The organism is Micromonospora sp. NPDC049662 (assembly GCF_040675055.1).
GTDB lineage: Bacteria > Actinomycetota > Actinomycetes > Mycobacteriales > Micromonosporaceae > Micromonospora.
In genome coordinates this window covers 27,371-53,127 of sequence record NZ_JBFAOC010000044.1, presented here as the reverse complement: position 1 = coordinate 53,127, position 25,757 = coordinate 27,371, and the positions used below count along the sequence as shown (strand labels likewise).

Genomic DNA, 25,757 nt, shown 5'->3' with positions numbered 1-25,757 from the left:
CCTTTGGTGGGGTAAGGCCCCCAGCTAGACGACTGGGTTGATAGGCCGGAAATGTAAGCCCGGTAACGGGTTCAGTTGACCGGTACTAATAGGCCGAGGACTTGACTACTAAGCTGCTACGCGTCCACTGTGCAACTCTGAACAAACACCCACCCGTGTTGGTGATGGTTGATATGTTCATAGAGTTACGGCGGTCATGGCGGAGGGGAAACGCCCGGTCACATTCCGAACCCGGAAGCTAAGCCCTCCAGCGCCGATGGTACTGCACTCGTGAGGGTGTGGGAGAGTAGGACACCGCCGGACAATCTTTCAGGAATGGCCACCCCTATCGGGGTGGCCATTCCTGCATTCCCCCCCAAAAAAACCCACCCCCGCGCCCCCCTGTCCCGCGCCCCCTTCCGGGAAGGGGGTCTGGAGACGGCTGGCGGGAGTGTGCGGAGGGGTTAGGTTCGGGATTGCATTTCGTTGCGGAGGTCGCCCAGGAGGGCGCCCGCGTCGGTCACCGACCTGCCGGGGAACATCGCCATCACGACGCTGCCGTGGTCGGCCCAACCGCACACCGCGAAGTCGCCGCCCTCACCGCTCGTGCTGCCGCACTTCATCACTCCACCCAGCTTGCCCGCAGGCACCTTACGCAGCCCCGTCACCGCCCCGGTCTCGTCGGACATCAGGCCGAAGAGGCTGTCCAGGTCGCGCTCGGGTTGCCAGAGCAGCGTCGTGCCGCCGAAGACCAGGACCGCGCGCTTGTCGTCGGCGGGGTCGCGGTAGACGGTGCCGAAGCTCCGGTCCAGGTCGATGTCGGCGGCCAGGCCGCTGCGCAGGTAGTCCGCCGTGCTCTTGGCGCGCTCGCTGTCGTCCCGCGTCAACCCCGCCACCCGCTCGGGCGAGGTCAGCCGGGTGTCCTTCTGCTGCGCCACACGCCACCCGCCGACCCCCAGCACACCCGCGCCCGCGAGGCCGACGACCAGGGCGACCGTCCAGCCGATCCGGCGGCGGCGGGACCAGCCACCGGACCGCTCGTCGGGATCGCCGCCGGTGTCCCGAGTGCTCAGCTGGATCGGCTCCTCGGTCAGTTCGACCGGCTCGCGGCCGTGGTCGAGTGACCGCTCGGTGAGATGTGCGTCGGACATAGCCGACACCGTACGCGAACGACAGGTGGCGCACGTCAGGTCCGCAGAAGCCCTTCGTAGACTTGTCGGGTGACCGAGAGACTGGATGCCCAACGCCCCGACGCCCCGACCCTTGCCGGCCAGTACCAGCCCGGCGAGGTAGAGCAGCGGCGGTACGAGCAGTGGGTAGCCGCTGGGCACTTCCGGGCCTCCGCCGACAGCGACAAGCCCCCCTTCACCATCGTCATCCCGCCGCCGAACGTCACCGGCTCGCTGCACATGGGCCACGCGTTCGAGCACACGCTCATGGACGCGCTGACCCGGCGCAAGCGGATGCAGGGCTTCGAGGCGCTGTGGCTGCCCGGCATGGACCACGCCGGCATCGCCACCCAGAACCTGGTCGAGCGTCAGCTCGCCGCCGAAGGCCTGTCGCGGCACGACCTCGGTCGGGAGAAGTTCGTCGAGCGGGTCTGGCAGTGGAAGGCCGAGTCCGGCGGCAAGATCCTCGGCCAGATGCGCCGCCTCGGCGACTCCGTCGACTGGGAGCGGGAGCGCTTCACCATGGACGCCGGCCTGAGCCGCGCGGTCCAGACGATCTTCAAGAAGCTCTTCGACGACGGCCTCATCTACCGGGCCAACCGGATCATCAACTGGTGTCCGCGCTGCCTGACCGCACTGTCGGACATCGAGGTCGAGCACACCGACGACGACGGTGAGCTGATCTCGATCCGCTACAGCGACGAGGTCGTGGTGGCCACCACGCGGGCCGAGACGATGCTCGGCGACACCGCCGTGGCGGTGCACCCCGACGACGAGCGCTACCAGCACCTGATCGGCACCGAGGTCGAGCTGCCGCTCACCGGCCGACGGATCCCGATCGTCGCCGACGCGCACGTCGACCCGTCCTTCGGCACCGGCATGGTCAAGGTGACCCCCGCCCACGACCCGAACGACTTCGAGATCGGCCAGCGGCACGACCTGCCCGCGCTGACCGTCATGGACGAGCGCGGCGTGATCACCGTGCCCGGCCCGTTCGAAGGGCTGGACCGGTTCGAGGCGCGGCCGGCGATCGTCGCGGCGCTGCGCGAACAGCGCCGGATCGTCGCCGAGAAGCGCCCGTACGTGCACGCCGTCGGTCACTGTTCGCGTTGCAAGACGACGGTCGAGCCGCGGCTGTCGCTGCAGTGGTTCGTCAACACCGCCCCGCTCGCGCAGGCCGCCGGTGACGCGGTGCGCGACGGTCGGGTCCGTATCGAGCCGGCCGAGCTGGCGAAGCGCTACTTCGCCTGGGTCGACAACATGCACGACTGGTGCATCTCACGCCAGCTCTGGTGGGGGCACCGCATCCCGGTCTGGTACGGCCCGGCCGGCGAGATCGTCTGCGTCGGCCCCGACGAGACGCCGCCGACCGGCGAGGGTTGGCACCAGGACGAGGACGTCCTCGACACCTGGTTCTCCAGCGGCCTGTGGCCGTTCTCCACCCTGGGCTGGCCGGAAGAGACCCCGGACCTGGCGAAGTTCTATCCGACCAGCGTGCTGGTCACCGGGTACGACATCCTGTTCTTCTGGGTCGCCCGGATGATGATGTTCGGCCTCTACGCGATGGACGGCCGGCCGCCCTTCGACGTGGTCGCGTTGCACGGCATGGTGCGCGACCAGTTCGGCAAGAAGATGTCGAAGTCGTTCGGCAACGTGGTCGACCCGCTGGACTGGATCGACAGGTACGGCGCCGACGCGACCCGGTTCACCCTGGCCCGGGGCGCGAACCCCGGCCAGGACGTGCCGGTCAGCGAGGAGTGGTGCCAGGGCTCGCGTAACTTCTGCAACAAGCTCTGGAACGCCACCCGGTTCGCGTTGATGAACGGCGCGCACACGACCGGCGACCTGCCGCCCGTCGAGCAGCTCTCCACCGTCGACCGGTGGGTCCTGTCCCGGCTGGCGCACGTCACCGCCGAGGTCGACGAGCAGTTCGAGGCGTACGAGTTCGCCAAGGTGTGTGACCTGCTCTACCACTTCGCCTGGGACGACGTCTGCGACTGGTACGTCGAGCTGAGCAAGCCGGTGCTCGCCGAGGGCGGTGAGCGGGCCGACGTGACCCGCCGGGTTCTCGGCCACGTCCTGGACCAGCTGCTGCGGCTGCTGCACCCGGTCATCCCGTTCGTCACCGAGGAGTTGTGGCTCGCGCTGACCGGCGGCGAGACGGTGCAGGCCGTCGCCTGGCCGGTGGCCGACCGGTCGCTCATCGACGACGCCGCCGAGGTCGAGCTGGCCGCCGTGCAGCGGGTCGTCACCGAGATCCGCCGGTTCCGTTCCGACCAGGGGCTACGCCCGACGCAGCGGGTCGCGGCCCGCCTGGACGGGCTGGCCGGGGCCGGCATCGCGGCCCACGAGCCGCTGATCCGGTCGCTGGTTCGGCTGGACCCCGCCGGTGACGACTTCCAGGCCAGCGCGACGTTGGCCATGCCCGGCGCGGTAGGTGTCGCGTTGGACACCCGGGGGTCGATCGACGTGGCCGCCGAGCGGGCCCGGCTGACCAAGGACCGCGCGGCCGCCCAGAAGGAGGTCGCGCAGGCCCGGGCGAAGCTCGACAACCCGGCCTTCATCGGCAAGGCCCCCGAGCCGGTCGTCGCGAAGATCCGCGACCGGCTCGCCACCGCCGAGGCCGACCTGGTCCGGATCGACGCCGCTCTGGAGACGCTTACCTCGTGACCGACCGTACCGATTTCGCCGCCGCCGAAGCTGAGCTGAACGCCCGCGGTTTCACCCGCATGGTGTTCGAGCTGGACCGCATCGAGTCGCTGCTCGACCTGCTCGGGAGTCCGCAGCGGGCGTACCCGTCGATCCACCTCACCGGCACCAACGGCAAGACGTCCACCGCACGGATGATCGACTCGCTGCTGCGGGCGTTCGGGCTGCACACCGGCAGGTACACGAGTCCGCACCTGGAGACCGTCCGGGAGCGGATCAGCCTGGACGGGGAACCGGTGAGCGAGGAGCGCTTCGCCGCGGTCTACGGGGAGATCAAGCCGCTGGCCGAGCTGGTCGACGCGCGCTCGGACGAGCCGCTGACGTACTTCGACATGACGACCGCGTTGGCGTTCGCCACGTTCGCCGACGCGCCCGTCGACATCGCCGTGGTCGAGGTGGGTCTCGGCGGCGCCGAGGACGCCACCAACGTCATCCAGGCCGGCGTCTGCGTGATCACGCCGATCGGCCTGGACCACACCGAGTGGCTCGGCGACACGCTCCAGGACATCGCGCTGGCCAAGGCCGGCATCATCCACCCGGGCGCCACCGTGATCTCGGCGGCGCAGGAGGAGGAGGCCGCGCGTCCCCTCCTCGAACGCTGCTCCGAGGTGGGCGCCACCATCGCCCGTGAGGGCGCCGAGTTCGGCGTGCTGAGCCGGGCGGTCGCCGTCGGCGGGCAGGTGCTCAAGCTGCAGGGCCTCGGTGGCGTCTACGACGACGTGTTCATCCCCCTGCACGGCGCGCACCAGGCGCAGAACGCGGCGGTGGCGCTCGCCGCCGTGGAGGCGTTCCTCGGTGCCGGGGCCCGCCGTCAGTTGGACGTCGAGGCCGTCCGGGAGGGGTTCGCGACGGCCAGCTCCCCGGGCCGGCTGGAGCGGGTCCGCAGCGCTCCGACCGTCCTGCTGGACGGCGCGCACAACCCGCACGGTATGGCCGCGACGGTGACCGCGCTGCAGGAGGAGTTCGCGTTCAGCAAGCTGGTGGCGCTGGTGGGCGTCCTCGCCGACAAGGACGCGAGCAGCCTGCTGGAGCTGCTGGAGCCGGTGGCCGACGTCGTGGTGGTCACCCGCAACAGCTCGCCACGGGCGATGCCGACGAAGGAGCTCGCCGCGCTCGCCGTCGAGATCTTCGGCGAGGAGCGCGTCGAGGTGGCCGAGGAGGTGCCGGACGCGATCGAGCTGGCGGTCGCGCTGGCCGAGGAGGACGTACCCGGTGAGCTCAGCGGCGTCGGTGTCCTGGTGACGGGTTCGGTGGTCACGGTCGCCGACGCCCGCCGGCTCCTGAAGCGATGACCGGCCCCGAGCGCGACCCCCGCGCCACCGACGCGACCGACCTGGACCGCGACCACCGCGCCACCGACGCGACCGACCTCGACCGCGACCCGTGCGCCACCGACGACGCGACCGGTCCGGACCGCGGTCGGAGCGTTCCGGACCAGGACACAGCCGCATCGACGGCAGGGGAGCCGGAGGCCGGGCAGGTACGGCGCTCCGGCCTGCGGAACCCGCAGGCGGCCGTACGGGGTCTCGGCGCGGGAACGCTCGGCCTGGAGGCGCTGGTGCTGCTGCTGGCCATTCAACCGATCCGGGTGGTCGGCGGTGACCTGGGCGGCGCGGCGATCGCCGTGGTGGTGGCCCTGGCGGTGGCCGCCATCCTGCTGGCCGGCATGATGCGGCGTCCCTGGGCCTGGCACGCCGGCACCGTGTTGCAGGGCCTGCTGATGCTGGCCGGGCTGCTGCACTGGTCGCTGCTCGTGCTGGGCATCATTTTCGCGCTGGTCTGGGCGTACGCGCTGCACGTCCGCCGGGTCATCCTCGGCTGACCCCCGAGGGTCGGGTCAGGCGTCGGCGCGTTCGCGCCACTGGGTCAGGGCGATGCCGTGGCCGTCCGGGTCCCGGAAGGCCGCCGCCCACACCTCCAGCCTGCTGCCCCGGTTGACCACGCGTGGGGCGTACGTGAAGCGGACACCGGATCCGCGCAGCCGTCCGTACGCCGCCTCGATGTCGTCCACCTCGAGGTTGACGTGCACGAGCCGGCGACTGATGGGCGCCGCCCCGGTCACCTCGCGCAGCACCAGCCGGGTCGAGCCGAAGGCAAGCACCGCGTTGCCGGTGCCCTGGTCGACCTCGGAGAAGCCGAGCATGTCCCGGTAGAAACCGAGCGATCGGGCCAGGTCGGTGACCAGCAGGGTCAGTCCGACGCCGCTGATGGGACCGGCCGGGTCCGCCGCCGACGCTCCGTCGTACCCGAAGATCGCCTCGTCCAGGGCCTCGGCGGTGACGGTCTCGCGGGCCGCTCCCGCCGGGGTCGGGTCGTCCAGCGGCAGGTCCAGCGGGTCCAGCGGGTCGGTAGCGAGCGGGCCGGTCCGCTGCGTCGGCGGGGCGTCGGTCGGCCGGTCCGCGCTCGGTGCGGACCGGGCCTGCGCTTCCGCGTCCACGGGGTCGTCGTCGGACTGGGCGGCACGGACGTCGTCCGGGTCGGCAGGGTCGACGCCGGGCTGGTCGAAGTGCTCCTCGGCCGGGGGCCGGGGTGCGGGCGTGGCCCGGCGGGGCAGTCCCGCGCCGGGCTGCTTGTCGACGACGACGCCTTCGAGGACCACCGGGCCGCCCGGGGCCTGGCTCACCACCACCGGCTCGCGCTCGTCGGATACGACGGACCGGTCGTCGCGCAGGGGGTCGGGACCGCGCTGGTCGCGGAACGGGTCGCCGCCGCGCGGGTCGCGGAACGGATCGGGGCCGCGCGGGTCGCCGAACGGGTCGGGGCCGAACGGGTCGCCGCCGCGCGCGTCCCGGAAGTCGTCGTCGGGCGCGCGGTCCGCCCAGGGCGGGGCGTCCTGCTCGATCAGCACCTCGTCGCCGGGGTCGAGGTCGCCGAACTCGGGCGGCAGGTCCGCGACGGCCGCGGCGGTCTCGGCGTGGGTGGGCACCTCGTCCCAGAGGACCTTGACGTGCCGCTGGTCGTCGAGCGCGACCCGGATGGGCAGGGTCTGGCCCAACGACGGCCACTTGGAGACCGGCACCCGCGGCTCGATGATCTTCTTGGATCGGGGCGGCAGGCCGGGCGCGTCGATGACCAGTTGCAGCTCGCACCGGCCGAACGCGTACTGGGTGGGTGGTTCGGAGGCGCTGTGCACGTGCGCCACGCCGACCACCCAGGTGCGCCCGCCGCCCTTCACGGTGGCCAGCGCGATCGCCAGCACCAGCAGGGCGACGCCGAGCGCGACGATGGCCCAGCTGGTCATGCCCAGCCCGAAGAGGACGACGAAGGTGGCCACGGTGCCGAGCACCGTGCCGACCAGCTTGCGTACCGGCGCGATGGGCCGGTTCCCGCCATTCGCCACAGTGGACCTCCCGGGGGTCAGGGCCAGGCTAGGCCGGATCGGCCACCGGTGGAAAGACCGGCCGCCGCGCCGGCGCCGGGACCGGGTCGCTACGCTGACCGTACCGAGCCCAAGCGTTCTGCGCGTACAGGAGGAACCCAGCGTGTCCAACGACAGCCCGGAAGAGCGCAGCCTCGTGCTGATCAAGCCCGACGCGGTCCGCCGCGGCCTGGTCGGCGAGCTCCTCTCCCGCTTCGAGCGCAAAGGGCTGCGGATCGACGCGATGGTGCACCGGACCATGGACGCCGCGCTCGCGGACGCGCACTACGCCGAGCACGTCGACAAGGCGTTCTACCCGCCGCTGAAGGACTTCATGACCGGCGGTCCGCTGGTCGCCCTGGTCCTCTCCGGCGACCAGGTCATCGACGTGGTCCGGGGGCTGGTCGGCGCGACCGACGGCCGCAAGGCCGCCGCCGGCACCATCCGCGGTGACCTGTCGCTCTCCAACCGGGAGAACCTGGTGCACGCCTCCGACTCGCCGGACAGCGCCAAGCGCGAGATCGCGCTCTGGTTCCCCGAGCTGGGCTGACGACCTCACGATTTCAGGCGGCCGGGGGTAGCTTCTCCGGATTGCCCACCACGTAGATCCCGGTGATCCGACCGGCGGCGGCGGTGACGGTCATCGTGTAGCGGCCGCCGTCGCCGCGGGTGAGCAGGATGGCGGGTTCGCCGTTCAACTCGACCCGCCGCGCCGTCCACTCGCGGCGTGGGCCGTAGATCCCGGCGTAGAACCGGGCGACCCGGTCCGCACCGCGCACCGGGTTGCGCGCGGAACGGACGCGACCTCCACCGTCGTTCCACGCCGTGACGTCCGCGGCCACCAGACGGGTGAGCGTCGCCAGGTCCCCGTTCCGGGCGGCGGCGAGGAACGCCTCCAGCAACCGCTCACGCTCGGACCGGCTGGCCGTGAAGCGGCGGTCCTCCTGGCGTACGTGCGTGTTCGCCCGGTGGTACAGCTGACGGCAGTCCTGCGGGGTCCGGTCCAGGATCTCCGCGATCTCGGCGTACGGCAGGTCGAACGCGGTGCGCAGGACGTACACGGCACGCTCCGGCGGCGTGAGCCGTTCCAGCACGTGCAGCAGCGCGGTGGACAGCGAGTCCCGCAGCTCCGCGCGGTCCAGCGGGCCGAACGGCGAGGGCTCGGTCGGCACCGGCTCGGGCAGCCACGGTCCGACGTACGTCTCGCGGGCCGCCTGCCGGGTCCGCAGCCGGTCCAACGCGAGCCGGGTCACCACCCGGGACAGGTAGCGGCGGGGCTCGGTCACCGTCGACCGGTCCACGCCCAGCCAGCGCAGGTACGCCTCCTGGAGCACGTCCTCCGCGTCGTGCCGGCTGCCGAGCAGCCGGTAGGCGAGCCCGAGCAGCATCGGCCGGTGCGCCTGGAGCGCACCGGCCGCCTCTGCCGCCTCGGTCGTCACACCTGCGCCGGGGGCTCCGTGTGCGTCGTCACGGCGATGCGATTCCACACGTTGATTGTGGCGATCGCGAGGACCAGATCGGCCAACTCCTTCTCCGACCAGATTTTCGCGGCGGCGTCCCACACCTCGTCCGACACCCCGTGCTCGCCGAGCCGGGTCACCGCGTCGGTGAGCGCCAGCGCGGTCTGCTCCCGCTCGTCGAAGAACGACAGCGCCTCCCGCCAGGCGGCCACCGCGAACAGCCGCCGGCTCGACTCGCCGGCGGCGAGGGCGTCGCGGCTGTGCATGTCCACGCAGTACGCGCAGCCGTTCAGTATCGACGCCCGCAGCTTGACCAGCTCCAGCACGGTGTGGTCGACGTTCGCCTGGACGTACTTCTCCAGACCTGACACGGCCTGGTATCCCTGCGGCGCGACCTCGAAAAGCTTCATCCGTTGCACGGCAACCTCCTTGATCGGTTCGACACCGCTACGACGGTCCGACCGGTCGCGCTGTGACAACCGGGGCTATGAGCCCGGTCACGTCGAGGGGGTCAGCCGCGGGTCGCGGGGACGGTGTCCGGGAGCACCTCGCGGGGGCGGGGGATCCGGACGACGCCGTCGACGTCACCGGACGGGCGGTCCTGGTCGCGGGGTACGGGTCGCGACACCCGGGCGGCCAGCTCGCGACCCACCTTGATCATCGGTAGCTCGACCCAGCGGTAGAGCACGTCCGCGAGGACCAACGCCACCACCACGGCGGCCACGAAGATGGTGGTGTTGTGCCGACCCACCGCGGGCAGCAGCCCGACCGCCGCCCACGCCGCGATGGACTGGACCAGGTACATCGAGTACGACCGTTCGCCCACGAACACCAGCGGCCGCAGCCCCAGCACACGTGCCAGGACGCTGCGCGACAGCAGCGCCGGCAGCAGCAGCGCGGCCGCCGCCGCGTAGCAGCCGATCAGCGCCTCCTGGCCGAAGCGGGCCGGCCAGTACCGCACGGCCACCTGCACCGCGGCGAAGGCCACGATCACCACGCTGGCGGTGACCGGGTGGGTCAGCGGCCGGAACAGGGCGAAGCCGCGTGGGTGGTGCATGAGCACGGCCGTGAGGCAGCCGAGCAGGATCGCCACGTAGTGGATGGGCCAGCTCAGCCAGCCGATCTGCGGCGGGATCAGCGCGACGAGGAGCACGAGGAGCGCGAGGGTCACCGCGAGCCGGCGCCGGAAGGCGCCGGTCACCAGCACGAAGGCGATCGCCGGCCAGAGCAGGTAGAACTTCTGCTCGATCCCGATCGTCCAGGAGTGCAGGTAAGGGGTGTTCGCCGGCAGGAGTTCGTTGAGCAGCAGCAGGTAGTAGCGCATCGAGCGTTCGACCGCGTCGGCGGTGCCGTTGAGCCGGGCCAGCCCCCAGGTCAGGAACAGCACGAGCAGGTACATCGGCATGATCCGGAAGAACCGCCGCAGGTAGAAGGCGCGCAGCGAGACCCGACCGTAGCGGTGTTCCTCCCGCAACAGCAGCGTCGTGATCAGGAAGCCGGAGAGCACGAAGAAGAGGTGTACGCCGATCCAGCCGGTCAACCAGGCCCAGGACGGACCGCCGAAGTGGAAGGCGAAGACCATCACGGCCGCCACGGCCCGCAGGCCGTCGAGCGCGGGGAATCGACGCATGGCCTGAAATTCGTCATGGCTGAGCGGACGCACCGGCGAAGTCTGCGCGAGCCTCTCGCCGGGGTCAAGCCGCGCTGGCCGCCGGGTCGTGCCCTTCGGACAACAGGCGTTCGGTCGCCGGTCACCCGGACCGCCGGCCGCGGTCATCTGCGCCCGGTACACCCACGGGGTCAACCCATCACCGGGAGGAAGCATGACCGAGCTTGATCGACGTACCCTGCTGCGGGCTGGCCTGGTGGCCGGGGCCGGAGTCGCCGGCGGCGCCCTGTTGGGCGGTGCCGGCGCGAACGCCGCTCCGGCCTGGCGTCCGGCCGGACGCCCCGTGCTCACCCACGGGGTGCAGAGCGGCGACGTGACCGCGGATTCGGCGCTGGTCTGGACGCGGGCCGACCGTCCGGGCCGGATGCTTGTCGAACTGAGCCGCCGCCCCGACTTCCGTGGCGCGCGGCAGCTCCGTGGCCCGGTGCTGGGCCCGAACGCGGACTTCACCGGCAAGGTCCGGCTGCGGGGCCTGCCGGACGCCGAGCGGCTGCACTACCGGGTGCGGGTGGAGAGCCTGGACCGGCACGGGGTGGTCAGCGAGCCGTTGACCGGTTCGTTCACCACCGCGCCGGGCCGGCACCGCCGCCGGGACGTGCGGTTCGTCTGGACCGGGGACATCGTCGGGCAGGGCTGGGGGATCGATCCGAACTTCGGCGGGCTGTCGATCTTCCGGGCGATGCGCGCGGTCCGTCCGGACTTCTACCTGTGCAGCGGCGACACGGTCTACGCGGACGGCCCGCTCGTGGAGTCGGTGACGCTGCCCGACGGGCGGATCTGGCGCAACCTCATCACCCCGGAGAAGAGCAAGGTCGCCGAGACGCTGACCGAGTACCGGGGGCAGTTCGCCTACAACCTGCTCGACGAGCACCTGCGGGAGTTCGCGGCGGCGGTGCCGCAGATCAACCAGTGGGACGACCACGAGGTGCTCAACAACTGGTATCCCGGGGAGATCCTGGACGACCCGCGCTACACCGAGCAGCGGGTCGACGTGCTCGCAGCGCGGGCCAGCCAGGCGTTCCACGAGTGGCTGCCGGTGCCGGACAACGGGCCGCTGTACCGGCGGATCTCGTACGGGCCGCTGCTGGACGTCTTCGTGCTGGACATGCGGACGCACAAGGACCCCAACGACGGCAACACGTACGCCGACCCGAAGCGCGGTCTGCTCGGCCGCGAGCAGCGGGAGTGGCTGATCCGGGAGCTGAAGCGCTCCACGGCGACCTGGAAGGTGATCGCCAACGACCTGCCGATCGGGGTCGTGGTGCCAGACGGTCCGGGCGCGCAGGAGGGTGTCGCGCAGGGCGATCCGGGCGCGCCGGTCGGGCGTGAGCTGGAGTTCGCCGAGGTGCTGCGGGCGACCCACCGGGCCGGGGTGACCGGCATGGTCTTCCTCACCGCCGACGTGCACTACTCCGCCGCGCACCACTACGACCCGTCCCGTGCGGCGGTCGGTGACTTCACGCCGTTCTGGGAGTTCGTCTCCGGCCCGGCGCACGCCGGCGCGTTCGGCCCGAACGCCCTCGACGGCACGTTCGGACCGCAGGCGGTCTTCGTGCACGCCCCGCCGCGCGCGAACACCTCCCCGGCCGAGGGCTTCCAGCACTTCGGCGAGGTCCAGATCGACGGCGAATCCGGGGCCCTGACGGTGCACCTACGCGACCGCGACGGCGCCTCCCTCTGGACCACCACCCTCCCAACCCCCTGACCCCACCCACCCCGGGAGCCTCGCCCTGGTGATCAAGAGATTCGCGTCAGGATCCGGCGCGAATTTGACGCAAACCTCTTGATCACCGGGGGTGGGCGGGGGTGGGGGTGGGGTGGGGTGGGGGATTAGTCGGGGGCGGGGGGCTGGGTGGGTCTTGTATCGTTGGAGGCCGTAAGGCGATGACCCGGCCATCACCGGTGAGCCTCCGGAAGAACAGCCGGGTGACCGGCCCAGTAGAACCGGACGGGTCCGGCCCGTCACAGCCGGCCAATGAGCGGGCGGTCGATCCTGACCGCCAAGCGGGGTGGTACCGCGGGCCACCCGGGGAGCGTCGTTGTCGGCGTACCCCGGACGGTTCGTCCTCGCAGACCCACGTTGAGTGAGCTGCGAGGAGAGCGACAGGCGATGGCCTATCCACTGCACGACCCCGCCGCCGGTGTCCCGGCGAGCCCGGACCTGCCCGCGGTCGAGCGCCGGGTGCTGGAGCACTGGACGGCCGACAAGACCTTCGAGGCCAGCATCGAGGCCCGCCCCGCCGGTACCGACGGCAAGAACGAGTACGTCTTCTACGACGGCCCGCCGTTCGCCAACGGCCTGCCGCACTACGGCCACCTGTTCACCGGGTACGTCAAGGACGTGGTGCCGCGCTACCAGACGATGCGCGGCCGGCACGTGGAGCGGCGCTTCGGCTGGGACTGCCACGGCCTGCCCGCCGAGGTGGTGGCCGAGAAGCAGCTCGGCATCACCAGCAAGGCCGAGATCATCGACCTGGGCGTGGCCCGGTTCAACGAGGCCTGCCGCACGTCGGTGCTGGAGTTCACCCAGGACTGGGAGCGGTACATCAACCGGCAGGCCCGCTGGGTCGACTTCACCAACGACTACAAGACCCTCGACCTGGACTACATGGAAAGCGTCATGTGGGCCTTCAAGACCCTGCACGACAAGGGTCTGATCTACGAGGGTTTCCGGGTGCTGGCGTACTGCTGGCGCTGTGAGACGCCGCTGTCGAACACCGAGACCCGGATGGACGACGTCTACCGGGACCGGCACGACCCGACGCTGACCGTGTGGTTCGGGCTGACCGCCGACGACTCCGCCCCGGAGTTGCTGCGCGGGCCGGTCAAGCTGGGTGTCTGGACCACCACGCCGTGGACCCTGCCGTCGAACCTGGCACTCGCCGTCGGCCCGGACATCGAGTACGCCGTGCTCGAACGCGACGGGGAGCGGTTCGTCGTGGGGGCGGCGCGGCTCGGCGCGTACGCCAAGGAGCTGGACGGGTACGAGCAGGTCGGCACGGTGTACGGCCGGGACCTGGTCGGACGCCGTTACACACCGCTGTTCGACTTCCTCGTCGAGCAGGCGGGCGACAACGCGTACCAGGTGCTCGGGGCGGAGTTCGTCACCACCGAGGACGGCACCGGGATCGTGCACCTCGCCCCGGCGTTCGGCGAGGACGACCAGAACGTCTGCAACGCCGCCGGCATCCCCACCATCGTCACCGTGGACGACCACACGCGGTTCACCGCGCTGGTCCCGCCGTACCAGGGTGAGCAGGTCTTCGACGTCAACAAGCCGGTGATCCGGGAGCTGAAGGAGCGGGGGGTGGTGCTGCGGCAGGACACCTACACCCACTCGTACCCGCACTGCTGGCGGTGCGACACCCCGCTGGTCTACAAGGCGGTGTCGTCGTGGTTCGTGGCGGTGACCCAGTTCCGGGACCGGATGGTCGAGCTGAACCAGGAGATCAACTGGACGCCCGGCCACATCAAGGACGGCTCGTTCGGCAAGTGGCTGGCCAACGCCCGGGACTGGTCGATCAGCCGGAACCGGTTCTGGGGCTCGCCCATCCCGGCGTGGAAGTCCGACGACCCGAACTACCCGCGCCTGGACGTCTACGGATCGCTCGCCGACATCGAGCGGGACTTCGGCGTACGCCTGACCGACCTGCACCGGCCGGCGGTGGACGACCTGGTCCGCCCCAACCCGGACGACCCGACCGGTCAGTCGATGATGCGCCGGGTGCCCGAGGTGCTGGACTGCTGGTTCGAGTCCGGGTCGATGCCGTTCGCCCAGGTGCACTACCCGTTCGAGAACGCGGACTGGTTCGAGCACCACTACCCGGGTGACTTCATCGTCGAGTACATCGGGCAGACCCGCGGCTGGTTCTACACCATGCACGTGCTGGCCACCGCGCTGTTCGACCGGCCGGCGTTCCGCAACTGCCTGAGCCACGGCATCCTGCTCGGCTCGGACGGGCGCAAGATGTCCAAGAGCCTGCGCAACTACCCGGACGTCTACCACGTCTTCGACTCGTACGGGTCGGACGCGATGCGCTGGATGCTGATGTCCTCGCCGGTGCTGCGCGGCGGGGACATGGCGGTCACCGAGACGCTGATCCGCGACGCGGTACGCCAGGTGCTGCTGCCGCTGTGGAACGTCTGGTACTTCTTCTCGCTCTACGCCAACGCGGACGGGTACCAGGCGCGGCGGCGCACCGACTCGACGCACCTGCTCGACCGGTACATCCTGGCCAAGACCAACGAGCTGGTGTCGACGGTCGGCGCGCAGATGGACGCGTACGACATCTCCGGCGCGTGCGCCACCGTCCGGTCCTACCTGGACGCGCTGACCAACTGGTACGTGCGCCGGTCCCGGGACCGGTTCTGGTCGGGTGACGCCAACGCCTTCGACACGCTGTCGACCGTGCTGGAGACGCTCTGCCGGGTGGTGGCGCCGCTCGCGCCGCTGACCGCGGAGGAGATCTGGCGTGGCCTGACGGGCGAGCGGTCGGTGCACCTGACCGACTGGCCGTCCGCCGAGGAGTTCCCGGCCGACCACGACCTGGTGGCGGCCATGGACAACGTGCGGGCGGTCGCCTCGGCGGCGCTGTCGCTGCGCAAGGCCAAGGGGCTGCGCGTACGGCTGCCGCTGTCGACGTTGACCGTGGCGTCCCCGGTGGCCGAGCAACTGCGCCCGTTCGCCGACCTGATCGCCGACGAGGTCAACGTGAAGGCGGTGGAGTTCAGCGCCGAGCTGTCCGCGTACTGCGAGCAGGTGTTGACCGTGGTGCCCCGGGCGCTCGGCCCGCGCGTCGGCAAGCAGGTCCAGCAGGTGATCAAGGCGGTTAAGGCGGGTGACTGGGAGCTGGTCGAGGGCGCGCCGGTGGCGGCCGGCATCACCCTGGCCGAGGGCGAGTACGAGCTGCGTCTCGTGGCCGCCGACGCCGAGCACTCCGCGCCGCTGCCCGGTGGCGAGGGCGTGGTGGTGCTCGACACCGAGGTCACCCCCGAGCTGGCCGCCGAGGGCCTGGCCCGCGACGTGGTGCGGGTGGTGCAGCAGGCCCGCCGCGACGCCGACCTGGACGTCTCGGACCGGATCGTGGTGGCGGTGTCGGCGTCCGACGAGGTGCGCGCCGCGGTCGGGGCGTACCTGGAGTTCGTGTCGGGTGAGGTGCTGGCCGACTCGGTCGACTTCGCCGAGGGCCTCGACGGTTTCGCCGGTGAGGTCGGCGAGGGCGAGCGGGTGACGGTCACTGTCCGTCGGGTGTAAGGAAGGGCCCCTTTCTAACGCCTGGTGTATAGGAAGGGGCCCTTCCTTGCACCCAGCACTGTCGGGACGCGGACGCCTCCCACCTCCGTCGGTGGGGTGTGGGGGCGTCCGCTACCGTGACACCGCCTGCTCGCACCTCATCTGCCGGAGGACCAGTGCCCCTGCTCTACACCATCGGCAAGCTCACCGTGGCGCCCGCGCTGCGGTTGGCGTTCCGCCCGACCGTGGAGGGTCTGGAACACGTGCCGGAGACCGGCGGCGCGATCTTCGCCGGCAACCACCTCTCGGTGGCGGACGAGCTGTTCCTCGGCACGGTGGTGCCCCGGCACCTGGCGTTCTGGGCCAAGTCCGAGTACTTCACCGGCACCGGCGCGAAGGGCGCGTTCTCGAAGTTCGTCCTCACCGGTCTGGGCGCCATCCCGGTCGAACGGGCCGGTGGGCGCGCCGCGCTGTCCGCCTTCGACGCCGCCATCCCGGCGTTGCGGGGCGGTGACCTGGTGGTGGTCTACCCGGAGGGCACCCGTTCCCCGGACGGCAAGCTCTACCGGGGTCGGACCGGGGCGGCCCGGCTGGCGGTCGCCGCCGGTGTGCCGATCATCCCGGTGGGCACGGTCGGCACCGACAAGGCGCAGCCGATCGGGGCGCGGGTACCCCGCCCCGGCACTGCCAAGATCACCGTGAAGTTCGGCAAGCCGCTGGACTTCACCGGCCGCCCGGACGATCGCACCTCGCTGCGGCAGATGACCGACGAGGTGATGAGCGAGATCCAGAAGCTCACCGGCCAGGAGTACATCCCCCGGTACGCGCCGAAGCGCGCCGACACCGACCCGGCCAGCGAGGTCTGACCCCGCCCAGGCCGTCCGGATGCCCGCGAGCGGCGGCCCGGATGCGACTCAGCCCTGCTTGGGCTGGACGATCTGCGTGCGCAGGGTGTCGAGCAACGTCGCGCTGTCCGAGACGGAGAGCCGGGTGAACACCCCGGTGGCGATGCTGCCGTGGTCGACCGAGGTGCACACCACCACGTCGCCCCCGGCTGGTCGACCGATCGCGCAGCGCTCGTACCGACCCCGTACGCCGGTCCGCACCGTCTCGGGGGCCTCCAGCGCGTAGCGCTCACCGAGCCGCGTGATCTCCTCGTCCGCGTCCGCCTCGGGGGTCAGCCGGAAGCCGGTGCCGCCGAAGACCGTCACCTGCTTGCCGTCCGCCGTCCGGTAGACGCCCGCGAAGGTGTCCTCGGCCAGCAGGTGCTCCTGGCGTACCTCTTTCTCCAACTGCTTGGCCGTCTCGGAGCTGCCGTCGTCCTGCCGCAGGCTCAGGTCGGCGACCTGCTCGGGCAGCGCGGCGCTGGCCGGGTACTGGGACGAGATCGGCAGGCCGTAGTAGGCGGGGCAGCCACAGCAGCAGGCCAGGCTGAGCAGCAGCAGCCACGGCCAGCGACGCCGGCGGCGCCGTGGTCGAGGGGGCGGGTACCCCTTGGGGGCCTCCCCGAGCGGCGGCGGCGCGGTCGGACCCCGCCCCCGGCGCTGCTTCGGCACCCGGGCCGGCGGCGCCGGGCGGACCGGCGCGGCGGGCCCGGCGGCGGTGGGTGGATGCGGCGGGGCAGGTCGGGCGTGCGGTGGCGGGTAGGCGACCGGCGGCAGGTAGGCCGGCGGTGGGTGGCCGGCGGGTTGGTGGTGGGGCGGCGGCGAGACAGGGTGCGTCCCGACCGGCGGCGGTGAGACGGGATGCGCGCCGACCGGCGGCCCGGACCACTGCCGGGTGGCCGGCGGGACCGGGTAGCCCAGCGTCGGCGGCAGCGGAGGCAGCTCGGCGGACGGCAGGTCCCAGCCGCCGGTGTCCACCCCGGCCCACGGGTCGACCGGGGTGCGGTGCTCGAGCGGCTGCTCCGGCAACGGCGGCGGGGTCGGCTCGGCCGACTCCCCCCAGGCGCGCCGACGCGGCAGCGCAGGCGGAACCGGCGCGGATCCGCTCCACCGGGGCGCGGGCGGCGCGGCGGGGGAGTCGGGGCCGCCACCCACGCGCTCGCGGGCCGTGGGTTCGGGCCCGGCAGCCGGCCTGGTCTCGGCCGCGGGCGCCGGGGAAGTCGGGTGCGGCTCGGGCTTGTCGGCCGGCTCGGGCTCGGCCGCCGGCTCCTTCGCCGTCGGGTCCGGCCCGGCTGCCGGCTTCTGCGCCGTCGGGTCCGGCTCGGCCGCCGGCTTCTGCGCCGTCGGGTCCGGCTCGGCCGCCGGCTCCTTTGCCGTCGGGTCCGGCTTCGCCGCGGGCTCCGGCGTCGCCGCCTCCGCCGGGGCGGCGGCGGTCGGTTCGACCGGGGGTTCCGGGCCGTCGGGGGCGGCCGGCTGATTCGGGGGTACGGGTGGGGAGGTCGACTCGTCGGCGACCGCCGGAGCGTCGTCCGGCCTCGGGCCAGGGGTGCGCCCGTCGGCCGGCCGTGCTCCCGGCTGGGGCTCCGGCATCGCGGCAATCTCCTCTCGCGCCGGTCCGAGGTTAGTACCGTGCCGCCACCACCGCCGCCCGGGCACCGGGCGCGGGGCTCGGGTCGGCCGGCGCGGGGCTCGGGTCGGCCGGTCGGCCGGCATCGTGGCGTGCGCGCGGTCACCTCCGAGCGGGCGCGTACCCTTGGGCATCATGAGTGCCCCGTCCACGACGCCGCGCGCGGCCGCGACCAATTCGGGCGACGACTCCAACTCGGAGCCGTCGATCTGGCCCCGGCTCGAGCCGTTGCTCCCGCAGATCTCCAAGCCGATCCAGTACGTCGGCGGTGAGCTGGGCGCGGTCGTCAAGGACTGGGACGCCGCGACGGTGCGCTGGGCGCTGATGTATCCCGACGCGTACGAGGTGGGCCTGCCCAACCAGGGTGTGCAGATCCTCTACGAGGTGCTCAACGAGCTGCCCGACACCCTCGCCGAGCGGACGTACGCGGTCTGGCCCGACCTGGAGAGCCTGATGCGCACGCACGGCGTGCCGCAGTTCACCGTCGACGCGCACCGGCCGGTGCGCAAGTTCGACGTGTTCGGCATCTCCTTCTCCACCGAGCTGGGCTACACCAACATGCTGACGGCGATCGACCTGGCCGGCATTCCGCTGCTGGCCGCCGACCGTACCGACGCCGACCCGGTGATCGTGGCCGGTGGGCACGCCGCGTTCAACCCGGAGCCGATCGCCGACTTCATCGACGCCGCGGTGCTCGGCGACGGCGAGGAGGCCGTCCTGGAGATCACCGCGATCGTCCGGGAGTGGAAGGCCGAGGGCTCCCCGGGTGGCCGCGACGAACTGCTGCTGCGGCTGGCCCGCACCGAGAGCGTCTACGTGCCGCGCTTCTACGACGTCGACTACCTGCCGGACGGGCGGATCCAGCGGGTCGTGCCGAACCGGGCGGATGTGCCGTTCCGGGTGCACAAGCGCACGACGATGGACCTGGACGCGTGGCCGTACCCGAAGAAGCCCCTCGTGCCGCTCGCCGAGACGGTGCACGAGCGGTACGCCGTGGAGATCTTCCGGGGCTGCACCCGGGGCTGCCGCTTCTGCCAGGCCGGCATGATCACCCGCCCGGTGCGGGAGCGGTCGATCACCACCGTGGGGCAGATGGTGCGTGAGGGCCTGGAGTTCTCCGGCTTCAACGAGGTGGGCCTGCTGTCGCTCTCCTCGGCCGACCACTCCGAGATCGGCGACATGTGCTCGGGCCTGGCCCAGCAGTACGAGGGCACGAACGTGTCGCTGTCGCTGCCGTCGACCCGGGTGGACGCCTTCAACATCGACCTCGCGCAGGAGCTGTCCCGCAACGGGCGGCGTACCGGTCTGACCTTCGCCCCGGAGGGCGGGTCGGAGCGGATCCGCAAGGTCATCAACAAGATGGTGTCGAAGGAAGACCTGATCCGCACGGTCGTCACCGCGTACAGCAACGGTTGGCGGCAGGTGAAGCTCTACTTCATGTGCGGCCTGCCCACCGAGACCGACGAGGACGTCCTCGAGATCGCCGAGATGGCCCACGAGGTGATCCGGGCCGGGCGGGCCGCGACCGGCTCCAAGGACATCCGCTGCACGGTCTCGATCGGCGGGTTCGTGCCGAAGCCGCACACCCCGTTCCAGTGGGCCTCGATGGACCGTCCGGAGGTCATCGACCACCGGCTCAAGATCCTCAAGCAGGCCATCAACGCCGACCGTTCGCTGGGCCGGGCGATCGGCTACCGCTACCACGACGGCGAGCCGTCGCTGATCGAGGGCCTGCTCTCCCGGGGTGACCGCCGCGTCGGCGCGGTGATCCGCCGGGTCTGGGAGAACGGCGGCCGGTTCGACGGGTGGAGCGAGCACTTCTCGTACCAGCGCTGGGTGGACGCGGCGGCCGAGACGCTGCCCGCGTTCGGGGTGGACCTCGACTGGTACACCACCCGCCAGCGCGACGAGCTGGAGGTCCTGCCCTGGGACCACCTTGACTCGGGCCTGGACAAGGACTGGCTCTGGCAGGACTGGCAGGACTCGGTCAGCGGGTTCGAGCAGGACGACTGTCGGTGGACCCCGTGCTTCGACTGCGGCGTCTGCCCCTCCATGGACACCGAGATCCAGATCGGCCCGACGGGCAAGAAACTCCTCCCCCTGACGCCGATCACCCCCCTGAAGACCCCCGCCCCCTGACCGACCCCAGTGGGTCGCTCGCGTCGATCATGAAGTTGTTGCCCGCACCACGGCGTGTCGTCGACAATAACTTCATGATCAACGAGGTGCTGAGTTTCGAGGAGCGAGACGATCAGTAAGAGAAACCAGCCGGAGGGTGGGCAGGCGCCGGTCGTCCAGCGCGCCCGCATCCGGTACGCCAAGCGCGGGCCGCTGCGGTTCACCTCGCACCGGGACTTCGCCCGGGCCTTCGAGCGCGCGCTGCGTCGCGCCGCCGTACCGATCGCGTTCTCCCAGGGCTTCACCCCGCACCCGAAGATCTCCTACGCCAGCGCCGCTCCGACCGGGGTCGCCAGCGAGGCGGAGTACCTGGAGATCGGCCTTCAGGCCCCGGTCGACCCGGAGGCGCTGCGCGCCGCGCTCGACGCCGCGCTCTCGCCCGGGCTGGACGTGTTGGAGGTGGTGATCGCCGAGGGTGGCAGCCTGGCCGACCGTATCGAGGCGTCGCACTGGCACATCGAGCTGCCCGAGGTCGACACGGCGACCCTGCGCGCCGCCGTGGACGCGTTCACCGCCGCCGACGAGGTTCTGGTCGAGCGGATGACCAAGCAGGGGCGACGCACCTTCGACGCCCGCGCGGCAGTCATATCAATCGATGTCCTACCCCCGACGCAGACGCCTTCCGGGGCGCCGGCCGTACCGTGTGCGATACTCGAACTGGTCGTACGGCAGGTCACTCCGTCCGTACGGCCCGATGACGTCCTTTCCGGCCTCCGCGTGGTGGCCGACCTGGAGCCGCCGGTCTCGCCGAGGGTGACCCGGCTGGCTCAGGGCACGCTGACCGCGCAGGGTGCGATCGTGGATCCGTTGGATGCGGACCGCGGCGGGGCAGCCATCGTTGGGCACTGACCGACGGTCAGCGCTCTTGCAGGCAGACTTCGGCGGTCGCGCACCACGCGCGCCCGGCGGAAACACTTTTGCGGCGACCCTGCGTGGCAGCGCTCACCCGCGCCCGGGGCAGCCAGAACTGGAGAACGTCCATGCTCGAGAACGAGCCCGAGGGCGGCGAACGGACCGGTTCACAGCCGGCCGGGGATACCGCTGACCAGAGCAACACCGACAGCACCGCCGGCACCGAGCAAGCCACCGGCGCGCAGCAGACCGGGGCCGAGAGCGCCGAGCCCGCCGCGAAGCCGCGACGGGCCCGGGTCACCCGGCGTCGGGCCGCCCCGCTCAACCAGCCGGAGCAGGCCGAGGCGCCCGTCGAGGCGTCCACCGGTGGGATCGGCGCCGTCGAGTCGCCGCAGGCGGAGGTCTTCGCCCCGATCTCCGGTGACCTGGACGTCCCTCCGAAAACCCCCCGCCGCCGTCGCAAGGCCGCTCCGGTCGAGACGACCGCCGAGGAGCCGCTGGTCGCGGCCAGCGCGGAGCTGTCGTCCCCCGAGGTCGTTCCCCCGGTCAAGGTGACCCGCACCCGGCGGAAGAAGGCGACGCCCGCCGTCACCGAGCCGGAGCCCGCCGCTGCCGTCGAGTCGGAGCCGGCCGTCGAGTCGGAGCCGGCCGCCGTCACCGAGCCCGAGCCCGTCCCGGCCGACGAGACGCCGGCCGAGTCCGACCTGCGGGAGGCCGAAGCCGAGCTGGACGAGGCGCAGACCCCGCCGGGCGCGGCCGAGCAGGCGTTCGGGGATGTCCCGCCCGGTGTCGCCGTGGCCAACGTGACGGACGAGCCGATCGAGCCGGCCGAGGCCATCGAGGCCGAGCCGCCGAAGACCCGCCGTCGTCGCGCAGCGCTCTCCGCGCCCACCGTGCTGTTCATGGCGCCTCAGCCGGACGCCGTGCCGGTGACCCGCCCGGCCGAGCCCGAGCCGGTCGCCGAGGAGCCGGCCGTCGAGGCCGAGCCCTCCCGTCGTCGGCGGCGCGGCCGCCGCGACGCGGAGCCGGTGGAGCCGATCGAGGCCGTCGAGGCCGAGGAGGAGCCGACCGAGGAGGCCGACGAGGCCACCGAGGCGGACGAGGACGACGAGGACAGCGCCGCCGCGCGCCGTCGCCGCCGCCGTGGTCGCCGTGGTCGGGGCCGGGGCAAGGGTGGCGCCGACGACGCCGAGGACGAGGAGTCCGACGAGGCGGCGCAGGCCGAGGAGGAGACCGCCGAGGTCGAGGCCGAGGGCGAGGGCGACGAGGACGAGGAGTCCGAGGGCGGGGACGGGATGACCCGCCGTCGCCGTCGCCGTCGTCGCCGGGGCGCGGGTGACACCGAGGGGGCGGCCGCCGACGACGGCGTGCCGACCGTGGTCAAGATCCGCGAACCCCGTCGTACGGTCGACGAGGTCCAGGGCGTGTCCGGCTCGACCCGGCTGGAGGCCAAGCGCCAGCGTCGCCGGGACGGCCGGGAGCAGCGCCGTACGCGGCCGCCGATCCTCAGCGAGTCGGAGTTCCTGGCCCGCCGGGAGGCGGTGGACCGGGTGATGGCGGTCCGGCAGCGCGGCGACCGTACCCAGATCGCCGTCCTGGAGGACGGGGTGCTGGTCGAGCACTACGTCACCCGCAACTCCTCCGGCACCATGGCCGGCAACGTCTACCTGGGCAAGGTCCAGAACGTGCTGCCCAGCATGGAGGCGGCGTTCGTCGACGTCGGCCGGGGCCGCAACGCGGTGCTCTACGCGGGCGAGGTCAACTGGGACACCTCCGGGCTGGAGGGGCGGGCCCGCTCGATCGAGCAGGCGCTACGCTCCGGCGACTCGGTGCTGGTCCAGGTCACCAAGGACCCGATCGGGCACAAGGGCGCGCGGCTGACCAGCCACATCGCGCTCTCCGGTCGGCACCTGGTCTACGTGCCCAACGGCAACGCGTCCGGGATCAGCCGCAAGCTGCCGGACACCGAGCGCAAGCGGCTGCGCGACGTGCTCAAGAAGCTGGTCCCGGACGGCGCCGGCGTGATCGTCCGTACCGCCGCGGAGGGCGCCAGCGAGGACGAGCTGGCCCGCGACGTCAAGCGGTTGCAGGCGCAGTGGGAGGACATCCAGGCCAAGGCCGCCGAGGGTGGCGCCCCGGTGCTGCTCTACGAGGAGCCCGACCTGGTCATCCGGGTGGTCCGGGACCTGTTCAACGAGGACTTCCGCGAGCTGGTCATCGAGGGCGAGCAGTCGTACGGCATGGTCGAGTCGTACCTGTCGCACGTCTCCCCGGACCTGGTCGACCGGGTCCGTCGGCACGTCGGCACCAACGACGTGTTCGCCGAGTACCGGATCGACGAGCAGATCATCAAGGGTCTGGACCGCAAGGTGTTCCTGCCGTCCGGCGGTTCGCTGGTGATCGACAAGACCGAGGCCATGACGGTCGTCGACGTGAACACCGGCAAGTACACCGGCTCCGGCGGCAACCTGGAGGAGACGGTCACCCGCAACAACCTGGAGGCGGCGGAGGAGATCGTCCGCCAGCTCCGGCTGCGGGACATCGGCGGCATCGTGGTGATCGACTTCATCGACATGGTGCTCGAGTCGAACCGGGAGCTGGTGCTGCGCCGGCTCACCGAGTGCCTGGGTCGGGACCGCACCAAGCACCAGGTCACCGAGATCACCTCGCTCGGTCTGGTGCAGATGACCCGCAAGCGGATCGGCGCGGGCCTCCTCGAGGCGTTCAGCGAGACGTGCGACTGCTGCAAGGGCCGGGGCGTCATCATCCACACCGAGCCGGTGCCGGAGAAGCCGCGCACCGGCGGGGCCGCGGAGAAGGTCAAGGCCGTCGCGTCGTCGGCGCCGGCCGCCGCGGCCGCCCCGGCCGCGGAGAACGGCACGCCGTCCTCCCGCCGCCGGGCGCGCAAGAGCGCCCCGGCCGAGCGCGCCGTCATCGAGGTCGTCGACACCGACAACCACGCCGAACCGCACGCCGACTACCAGGACACCATGGGGTACGACCTGTCCCGGTACGAGACGGAGACGGAGGCCGCTCCGGCGGTGTCCGACAGCCAGCGGGGTGAGTCGGCCCGGCTGGCCGCGGCGGACGACCCGGACGCTCTCGCCGACGCCGACGGCGACGAGGAGGCCGCCGAGGGTGGCACCGGACGTCGTCGTTCCCGTCGGGGTGGCGCCCGCCGACGGACCCGCCCCTGAACGGCTGACCGGCCCGCCTGTCTCTGACGGCTGACCGGCCCGCCGTCCCTGAACGGCTGACCGGCCCGCCCGTCTCTGACGGCTGACCGGCCCGGTGTTTGACGAGGTCCCTTTCCCGGCAATGTGACGGGGAGGGACCTCGCCGCTCGGGTCACCCCGACGCGGGAACGCTCGGCCCCGGTCAGGAGAAGAAGATGCGTCGCCTGCTCGCTCGTACCCTGCTGGTAGCCGTACTCCTGGCTTCGGCGGGCTGCTCCGACGACCGCTCGGGTGGTGCGGGCCCGACCGGGGGTTCCGCGCCGACGGGTCCGGCTGCTACGCCGCTGGGCGGTGGCGCGACGGGCGGTGACGCCCGGGTCTGTGCCGAGGCGCGGCGGGCCGGGACCACCGCCGTCCGGGAATACGTCGAGGAGCTGGGCCAGATGGTCGCCGCGGTGGGCGCGGGTGACACCGTGACGGCCGACGCGGCCCGGACCCGGGCGCAGGCGGCCCTGGCCGGCTGGCGGACCGCGCTGCGGGAGCAGAGGGCTCAGGCCACCGACGCGCAGCTCAGGACGTTGCTCAGTGACCTCGGCACGGAGGTCGCCGCCCTCGGCGTCGACGTCGAGTCGATCGACGAGACCGAGCTGGACCGGCTCCAGCAGCGTCTCGATCAGCTCTGCGCCCGGTAACCAGGGCGGGCCGGTTTGGGGTCCATGCCAGCGATGGCGTACTCTTGCCTACGGCCCACCTTTGGTGTGCCGAGTTCCCGCGTGCCCGCGCCGCCGTGCACTGCTACCCGGCGAGCCGCCGCGGGGACGACCAGTCAGCAGCCTCAACGACAGGGAGTCCGCCTCCGATGTACGCGATCGTCAAGACCGGCGGCAAGCAGTACAAGGTCGCCGAGGGCGACGTGATCGAGGTCGAGAAGCTCACCGGTGCCCCCGGTGACGCGGTGAAGCTCACCGCGGTGCTCCTCGTCGACGGTGACGACCTGGTGACCGACGCGGCGAAGCTTGCCGAGGTCGCGGTGTCCGGCGAGATCGCCGCGCACACCAAGGGCCCGAAGATCCGGATCCACAAGTTCAAGAACAAGACCGGCTACCACAAGCGCCAGGGTCACCGCCAGCCGTTGACCCAGGTCAAGGTGACCGGCATCTCCAGCGGGAAGTAGGTCGTCCTCCAATGGCTCACAAAAAGGGTGCGTCCAGCTCGCGTAACGGTCGTGACTCCGCGGCCCAGCGACTTGGCGTGAAGCGCTTCGGTGGTCAGGTCGTCAGCGCCGGTGAGATCCTCATCCGGCAGCGTGGCACCAAGTTCCACCCCGGTGACCTGGTCGGCCGTGGCGGCGACGACACGCTGTTCGCCCTGGCCGCCGGCTCGGTCCTGTTCGGCACCAAGCGCGGTCGCAAGACCGTCAGCATCGTTCCGCAGCAGTAGTTCTCTTCGCTGAGCGGGCCGCG

Annotated in this window: 19 protein-coding genes and 2 rRNA genes; 15 read left to right on the top strand and 6 right to left on the bottom strand. The window is 71.9% G+C overall.

Going from position 1 to position 25,757, the window contains the following annotated elements; all coding sequences use genetic code 11:
* A 23S ribosomal RNA gene (locus AB0J36_RS25980) occupies positions 1-109 on the top strand; the annotation flags it as partial.
* Positions 110-186: 77 nt separating this feature from the next.
* Positions 187-303: ribosomal RNA gene (rrf, locus tag AB0J36_RS25975) — 5S ribosomal RNA — on the top strand.
* 140 nt (positions 304-443) lie between these two features.
* Here rrf and AB0J36_RS25970 read toward each other — a convergent pair.
* Entirely contained in the window at positions 444-1,130 is a 687-nt protein-coding gene (locus tag AB0J36_RS25970; protein ID WP_357134468.1) for a hypothetical protein, read from the bottom strand.
* Between the two features lie 69 nt (positions 1,131-1,199).
* Between AB0J36_RS25970 and AB0J36_RS25965 the strand changes: the two genes are divergently transcribed.
* From AB0J36_RS25965 to AB0J36_RS25955, 3 genes are read left to right on the top strand one after another with little or no spacing between them, the layout of a single operon-like run.
* Positions 1,200-3,818 (top strand): valine--tRNA ligase, encoded by a 2,619-nt coding sequence (locus tag AB0J36_RS25965; protein ID WP_357397650.1) that lies wholly within the window; start codon positions 1,200-1,202, stop codon positions 3,816-3,818.
* Entirely contained in the window at positions 3,815-5,149 is a 1,335-nt protein-coding gene (locus AB0J36_RS25960; RefSeq protein ID WP_355053152.1) for a folylpolyglutamate synthase/dihydrofolate synthase family protein, read from the top strand. The genes AB0J36_RS25965 and AB0J36_RS25960 overlap by 4 nt, the downstream gene beginning before the upstream one ends.
* Entirely contained in the window at positions 5,146-5,679 is a 534-nt protein-coding gene (locus AB0J36_RS25955; RefSeq protein ID WP_357175709.1) for a DUF4233 domain-containing protein, read from the top strand. Before AB0J36_RS25960 ends, AB0J36_RS25955 begins: the two co-directional genes overlap by 4 nt.
* Before the next feature lie 15 nt (positions 5,680-5,694).
* Here AB0J36_RS25955 and AB0J36_RS25950 read toward each other — a convergent pair whose 3' ends face one another.
* Positions 5,695-7,197, bottom strand: coding sequence for a VOC family protein (locus AB0J36_RS25950; protein WP_357175706.1), 1,503 nt, complete (start codon positions 7,195-7,197; stop codon positions 5,695-5,697).
* A 142-nt stretch (positions 7,198-7,339) separates the two neighbouring features.
* Here AB0J36_RS25950 and ndk point away from each other — a divergent pair, with 142 nt between their 5' ends.
* Positions 7,340-7,765: a nucleoside-diphosphate kinase gene (gene ndk, locus AB0J36_RS25945; protein WP_357134476.1), complete on the top strand. Its 426-nt coding sequence runs from the start codon at positions 7,340-7,342 to the stop codon at positions 7,763-7,765.
* A 13-nt stretch (positions 7,766-7,778) separates the two neighbouring features.
* On the opposite strand, the gene sigJ is transcribed toward ndk, so the two are convergent.
* The 3 genes from sigJ to AB0J36_RS25930 all read right to left on the bottom strand — a co-directional run bounded on the left by sigJ (position 7,779) and on the right by AB0J36_RS25930 (position 10,305).
* Positions 7,779-8,654, bottom strand: coding sequence for an RNA polymerase sigma factor SigJ (gene sigJ, locus AB0J36_RS25940; RefSeq protein WP_357397649.1), 876 nt, complete (start codon positions 8,652-8,654; stop codon positions 7,779-7,781).
* Positions 8,651-9,094 carry a carboxymuconolactone decarboxylase family protein gene (locus tag AB0J36_RS25935; protein WP_357175700.1) on the bottom strand — a complete coding sequence of 148 codons (444 nt, stop codon included), beginning with the start codon at positions 9,092-9,094 and terminating at the stop codon, positions 8,651-8,653. Before AB0J36_RS25935 ends, sigJ begins: the two co-directional genes overlap by 4 nt.
* 92 nt (positions 9,095-9,186) lie before the next feature.
* Complete coding sequence (locus AB0J36_RS25930) at positions 9,187-10,305, bottom strand: acyltransferase (RefSeq protein WP_357397648.1); 1,119 nt, start codon at positions 10,303-10,305, stop codon at positions 9,187-9,189.
* Between the two features lie 193 nt (positions 10,306-10,498).
* On the opposite strand from AB0J36_RS25930, the gene AB0J36_RS25925 reads away from it, so the two are divergent.
* The 3 genes from AB0J36_RS25925 (at position 10,499) to AB0J36_RS25915 (ending at position 16,443) form a co-directional block, all read left to right on the top strand.
* A complete protein-coding gene (locus AB0J36_RS25925) occupies positions 10,499-12,049 on the top strand; it encodes an alkaline phosphatase D family protein (protein WP_357175694.1) in 1,551 nt (516 codons plus the stop codon).
* Between the two features lie 405 nt (positions 12,050-12,454).
* A complete protein-coding gene (gene ileS, locus AB0J36_RS25920) occupies positions 12,455-15,598 on the top strand; it encodes an isoleucine--tRNA ligase (protein ID WP_357397645.1) in 3,144 nt (1,047 codons plus the stop codon).
* Between the two features lie 155 nt (positions 15,599-15,753).
* On the top strand, positions 15,754-16,443 hold the full coding sequence (locus AB0J36_RS25915) for a lysophospholipid acyltransferase family protein (RefSeq protein ID WP_357134485.1): 690 nt from the start codon (positions 15,754-15,756) through the stop codon (positions 16,441-16,443).
* 48 nt (positions 16,444-16,491) lie between these two features.
* Here AB0J36_RS25915 and AB0J36_RS25910 read toward each other — a convergent pair whose 3' ends face one another.
* Positions 16,492-18,051, bottom strand: a complete 1,560-nt coding sequence (locus AB0J36_RS25910) for a hypothetical protein (RefSeq protein WP_357397641.1) — start codon at positions 18,049-18,051, stop codon at positions 16,492-16,494.
* A gap of 172 nt (positions 18,052-18,223) precedes the next feature.
* On the opposite strand from AB0J36_RS25910, the gene AB0J36_RS25905 reads away from it, so the two are divergent.
* The 6 genes from AB0J36_RS25905 to rpmA all read left to right on the top strand — a co-directional run bounded on the left by AB0J36_RS25905 (position 18,224) and on the right by rpmA (position 25,734).
* Positions 18,224-20,227, top strand: a complete 2,004-nt coding sequence (locus AB0J36_RS25905) for a TIGR03960 family B12-binding radical SAM protein (protein WP_363661202.1) — start codon at positions 18,224-18,226, stop codon at positions 20,225-20,227.
* A gap of 168 nt (positions 20,228-20,395) precedes the next feature.
* Positions 20,396-21,115, top strand: a complete 720-nt coding sequence (locus AB0J36_RS25900) for a TIGR03936 family radical SAM-associated protein (RefSeq protein ID WP_357175718.1) — start codon at positions 20,396-20,398, stop codon at positions 21,113-21,115.
* A 131-nt stretch (positions 21,116-21,246) separates the two neighbouring features.
* Positions 21,247-24,315 carry an Rne/Rng family ribonuclease gene (locus AB0J36_RS25895; RefSeq protein ID WP_357397638.1) on the top strand — a complete coding sequence of 1,023 codons (3,069 nt, stop codon included), beginning with the start codon at positions 21,247-21,249 and terminating at the stop codon, positions 24,313-24,315.
* Positions 24,316-24,509: 194 nt separating this feature from the next.
* Entirely contained in the window at positions 24,510-24,986 is a 477-nt protein-coding gene (locus AB0J36_RS25890) for a hypothetical protein (RefSeq protein ID WP_357134492.1), read from the top strand.
* Between the two features lie 167 nt (positions 24,987-25,153).
* Entirely contained in the window at positions 25,154-25,468 is a 315-nt protein-coding gene (gene rplU / locus AB0J36_RS25885; RefSeq protein ID WP_007464063.1) for a 50S ribosomal protein L21, read from the top strand.
* An 11-nt stretch (positions 25,469-25,479) separates the two neighbouring features.
* Positions 25,480-25,734, top strand: a complete 255-nt coding sequence (gene rpmA, locus AB0J36_RS25880) for a 50S ribosomal protein L27 (RefSeq protein ID WP_043966727.1) — start codon at positions 25,480-25,482, stop codon at positions 25,732-25,734.
* Positions 25,735-25,757 lie beyond the last annotated feature (23 nt).

Coding starts and splice junctions, on each gene's coding strand:
- AB0J36_RS25970 (WP_357134468.1), bottom strand. CDS start 1,130: ATGTCCGACGCACATCTCACCGAGCGGTCACTCGACCACGGCCGCGAG.
- AB0J36_RS25955 (WP_357175709.1), top strand. CDS start 5,146: ATGACCGGCCCCGAGCGCGACCCCCGCGCCACCGACGCGACCGACCTG.
- AB0J36_RS25930 (WP_357397648.1), bottom strand. CDS start 10,305: ATGCGTCGATTCCCCGCGCTCGACGGCCTGCGGGCCGTGGCGGCCGTG.
- AB0J36_RS25925 (WP_357175694.1), top strand. CDS start 10,499: ATGACCGAGCTTGATCGACGTACCCTGCTGCGGGCTGGCCTGGTGGCC.
- ileS (WP_357397645.1), top strand. CDS start 12,455: ATGGCCTATCCACTGCACGACCCCGCCGCCGGTGTCCCGGCGAGCCCG.
- AB0J36_RS25910 (WP_357397641.1), bottom strand. CDS start 18,051: ATGCCGGAGCCCCAGCCGGGAGCACGGCCGGCCGACGGGCGCACCCCT.
- AB0J36_RS25905 (WP_363661202.1), top strand. CDS start 18,224: ATGAGTGCCCCGTCCACGACGCCGCGCGCGGCCGCGACCAATTCGGGC.
- AB0J36_RS25895 (WP_357397638.1), top strand. CDS start 21,247: ATGCTCGAGAACGAGCCCGAGGGCGGCGAACGGACCGGTTCACAGCCG.
- AB0J36_RS25890 (WP_357134492.1), top strand. CDS start 24,510: ATGCGTCGCCTGCTCGCTCGTACCCTGCTGGTAGCCGTACTCCTGGCT.
- rplU (WP_007464063.1), top strand. CDS start 25,154: ATGTACGCGATCGTCAAGACCGGCGGCAAGCAGTACAAGGTCGCCGAG.
- rpmA (WP_043966727.1), top strand. CDS start 25,480: ATGGCTCACAAAAAGGGTGCGTCCAGCTCGCGTAACGGTCGTGACTCC.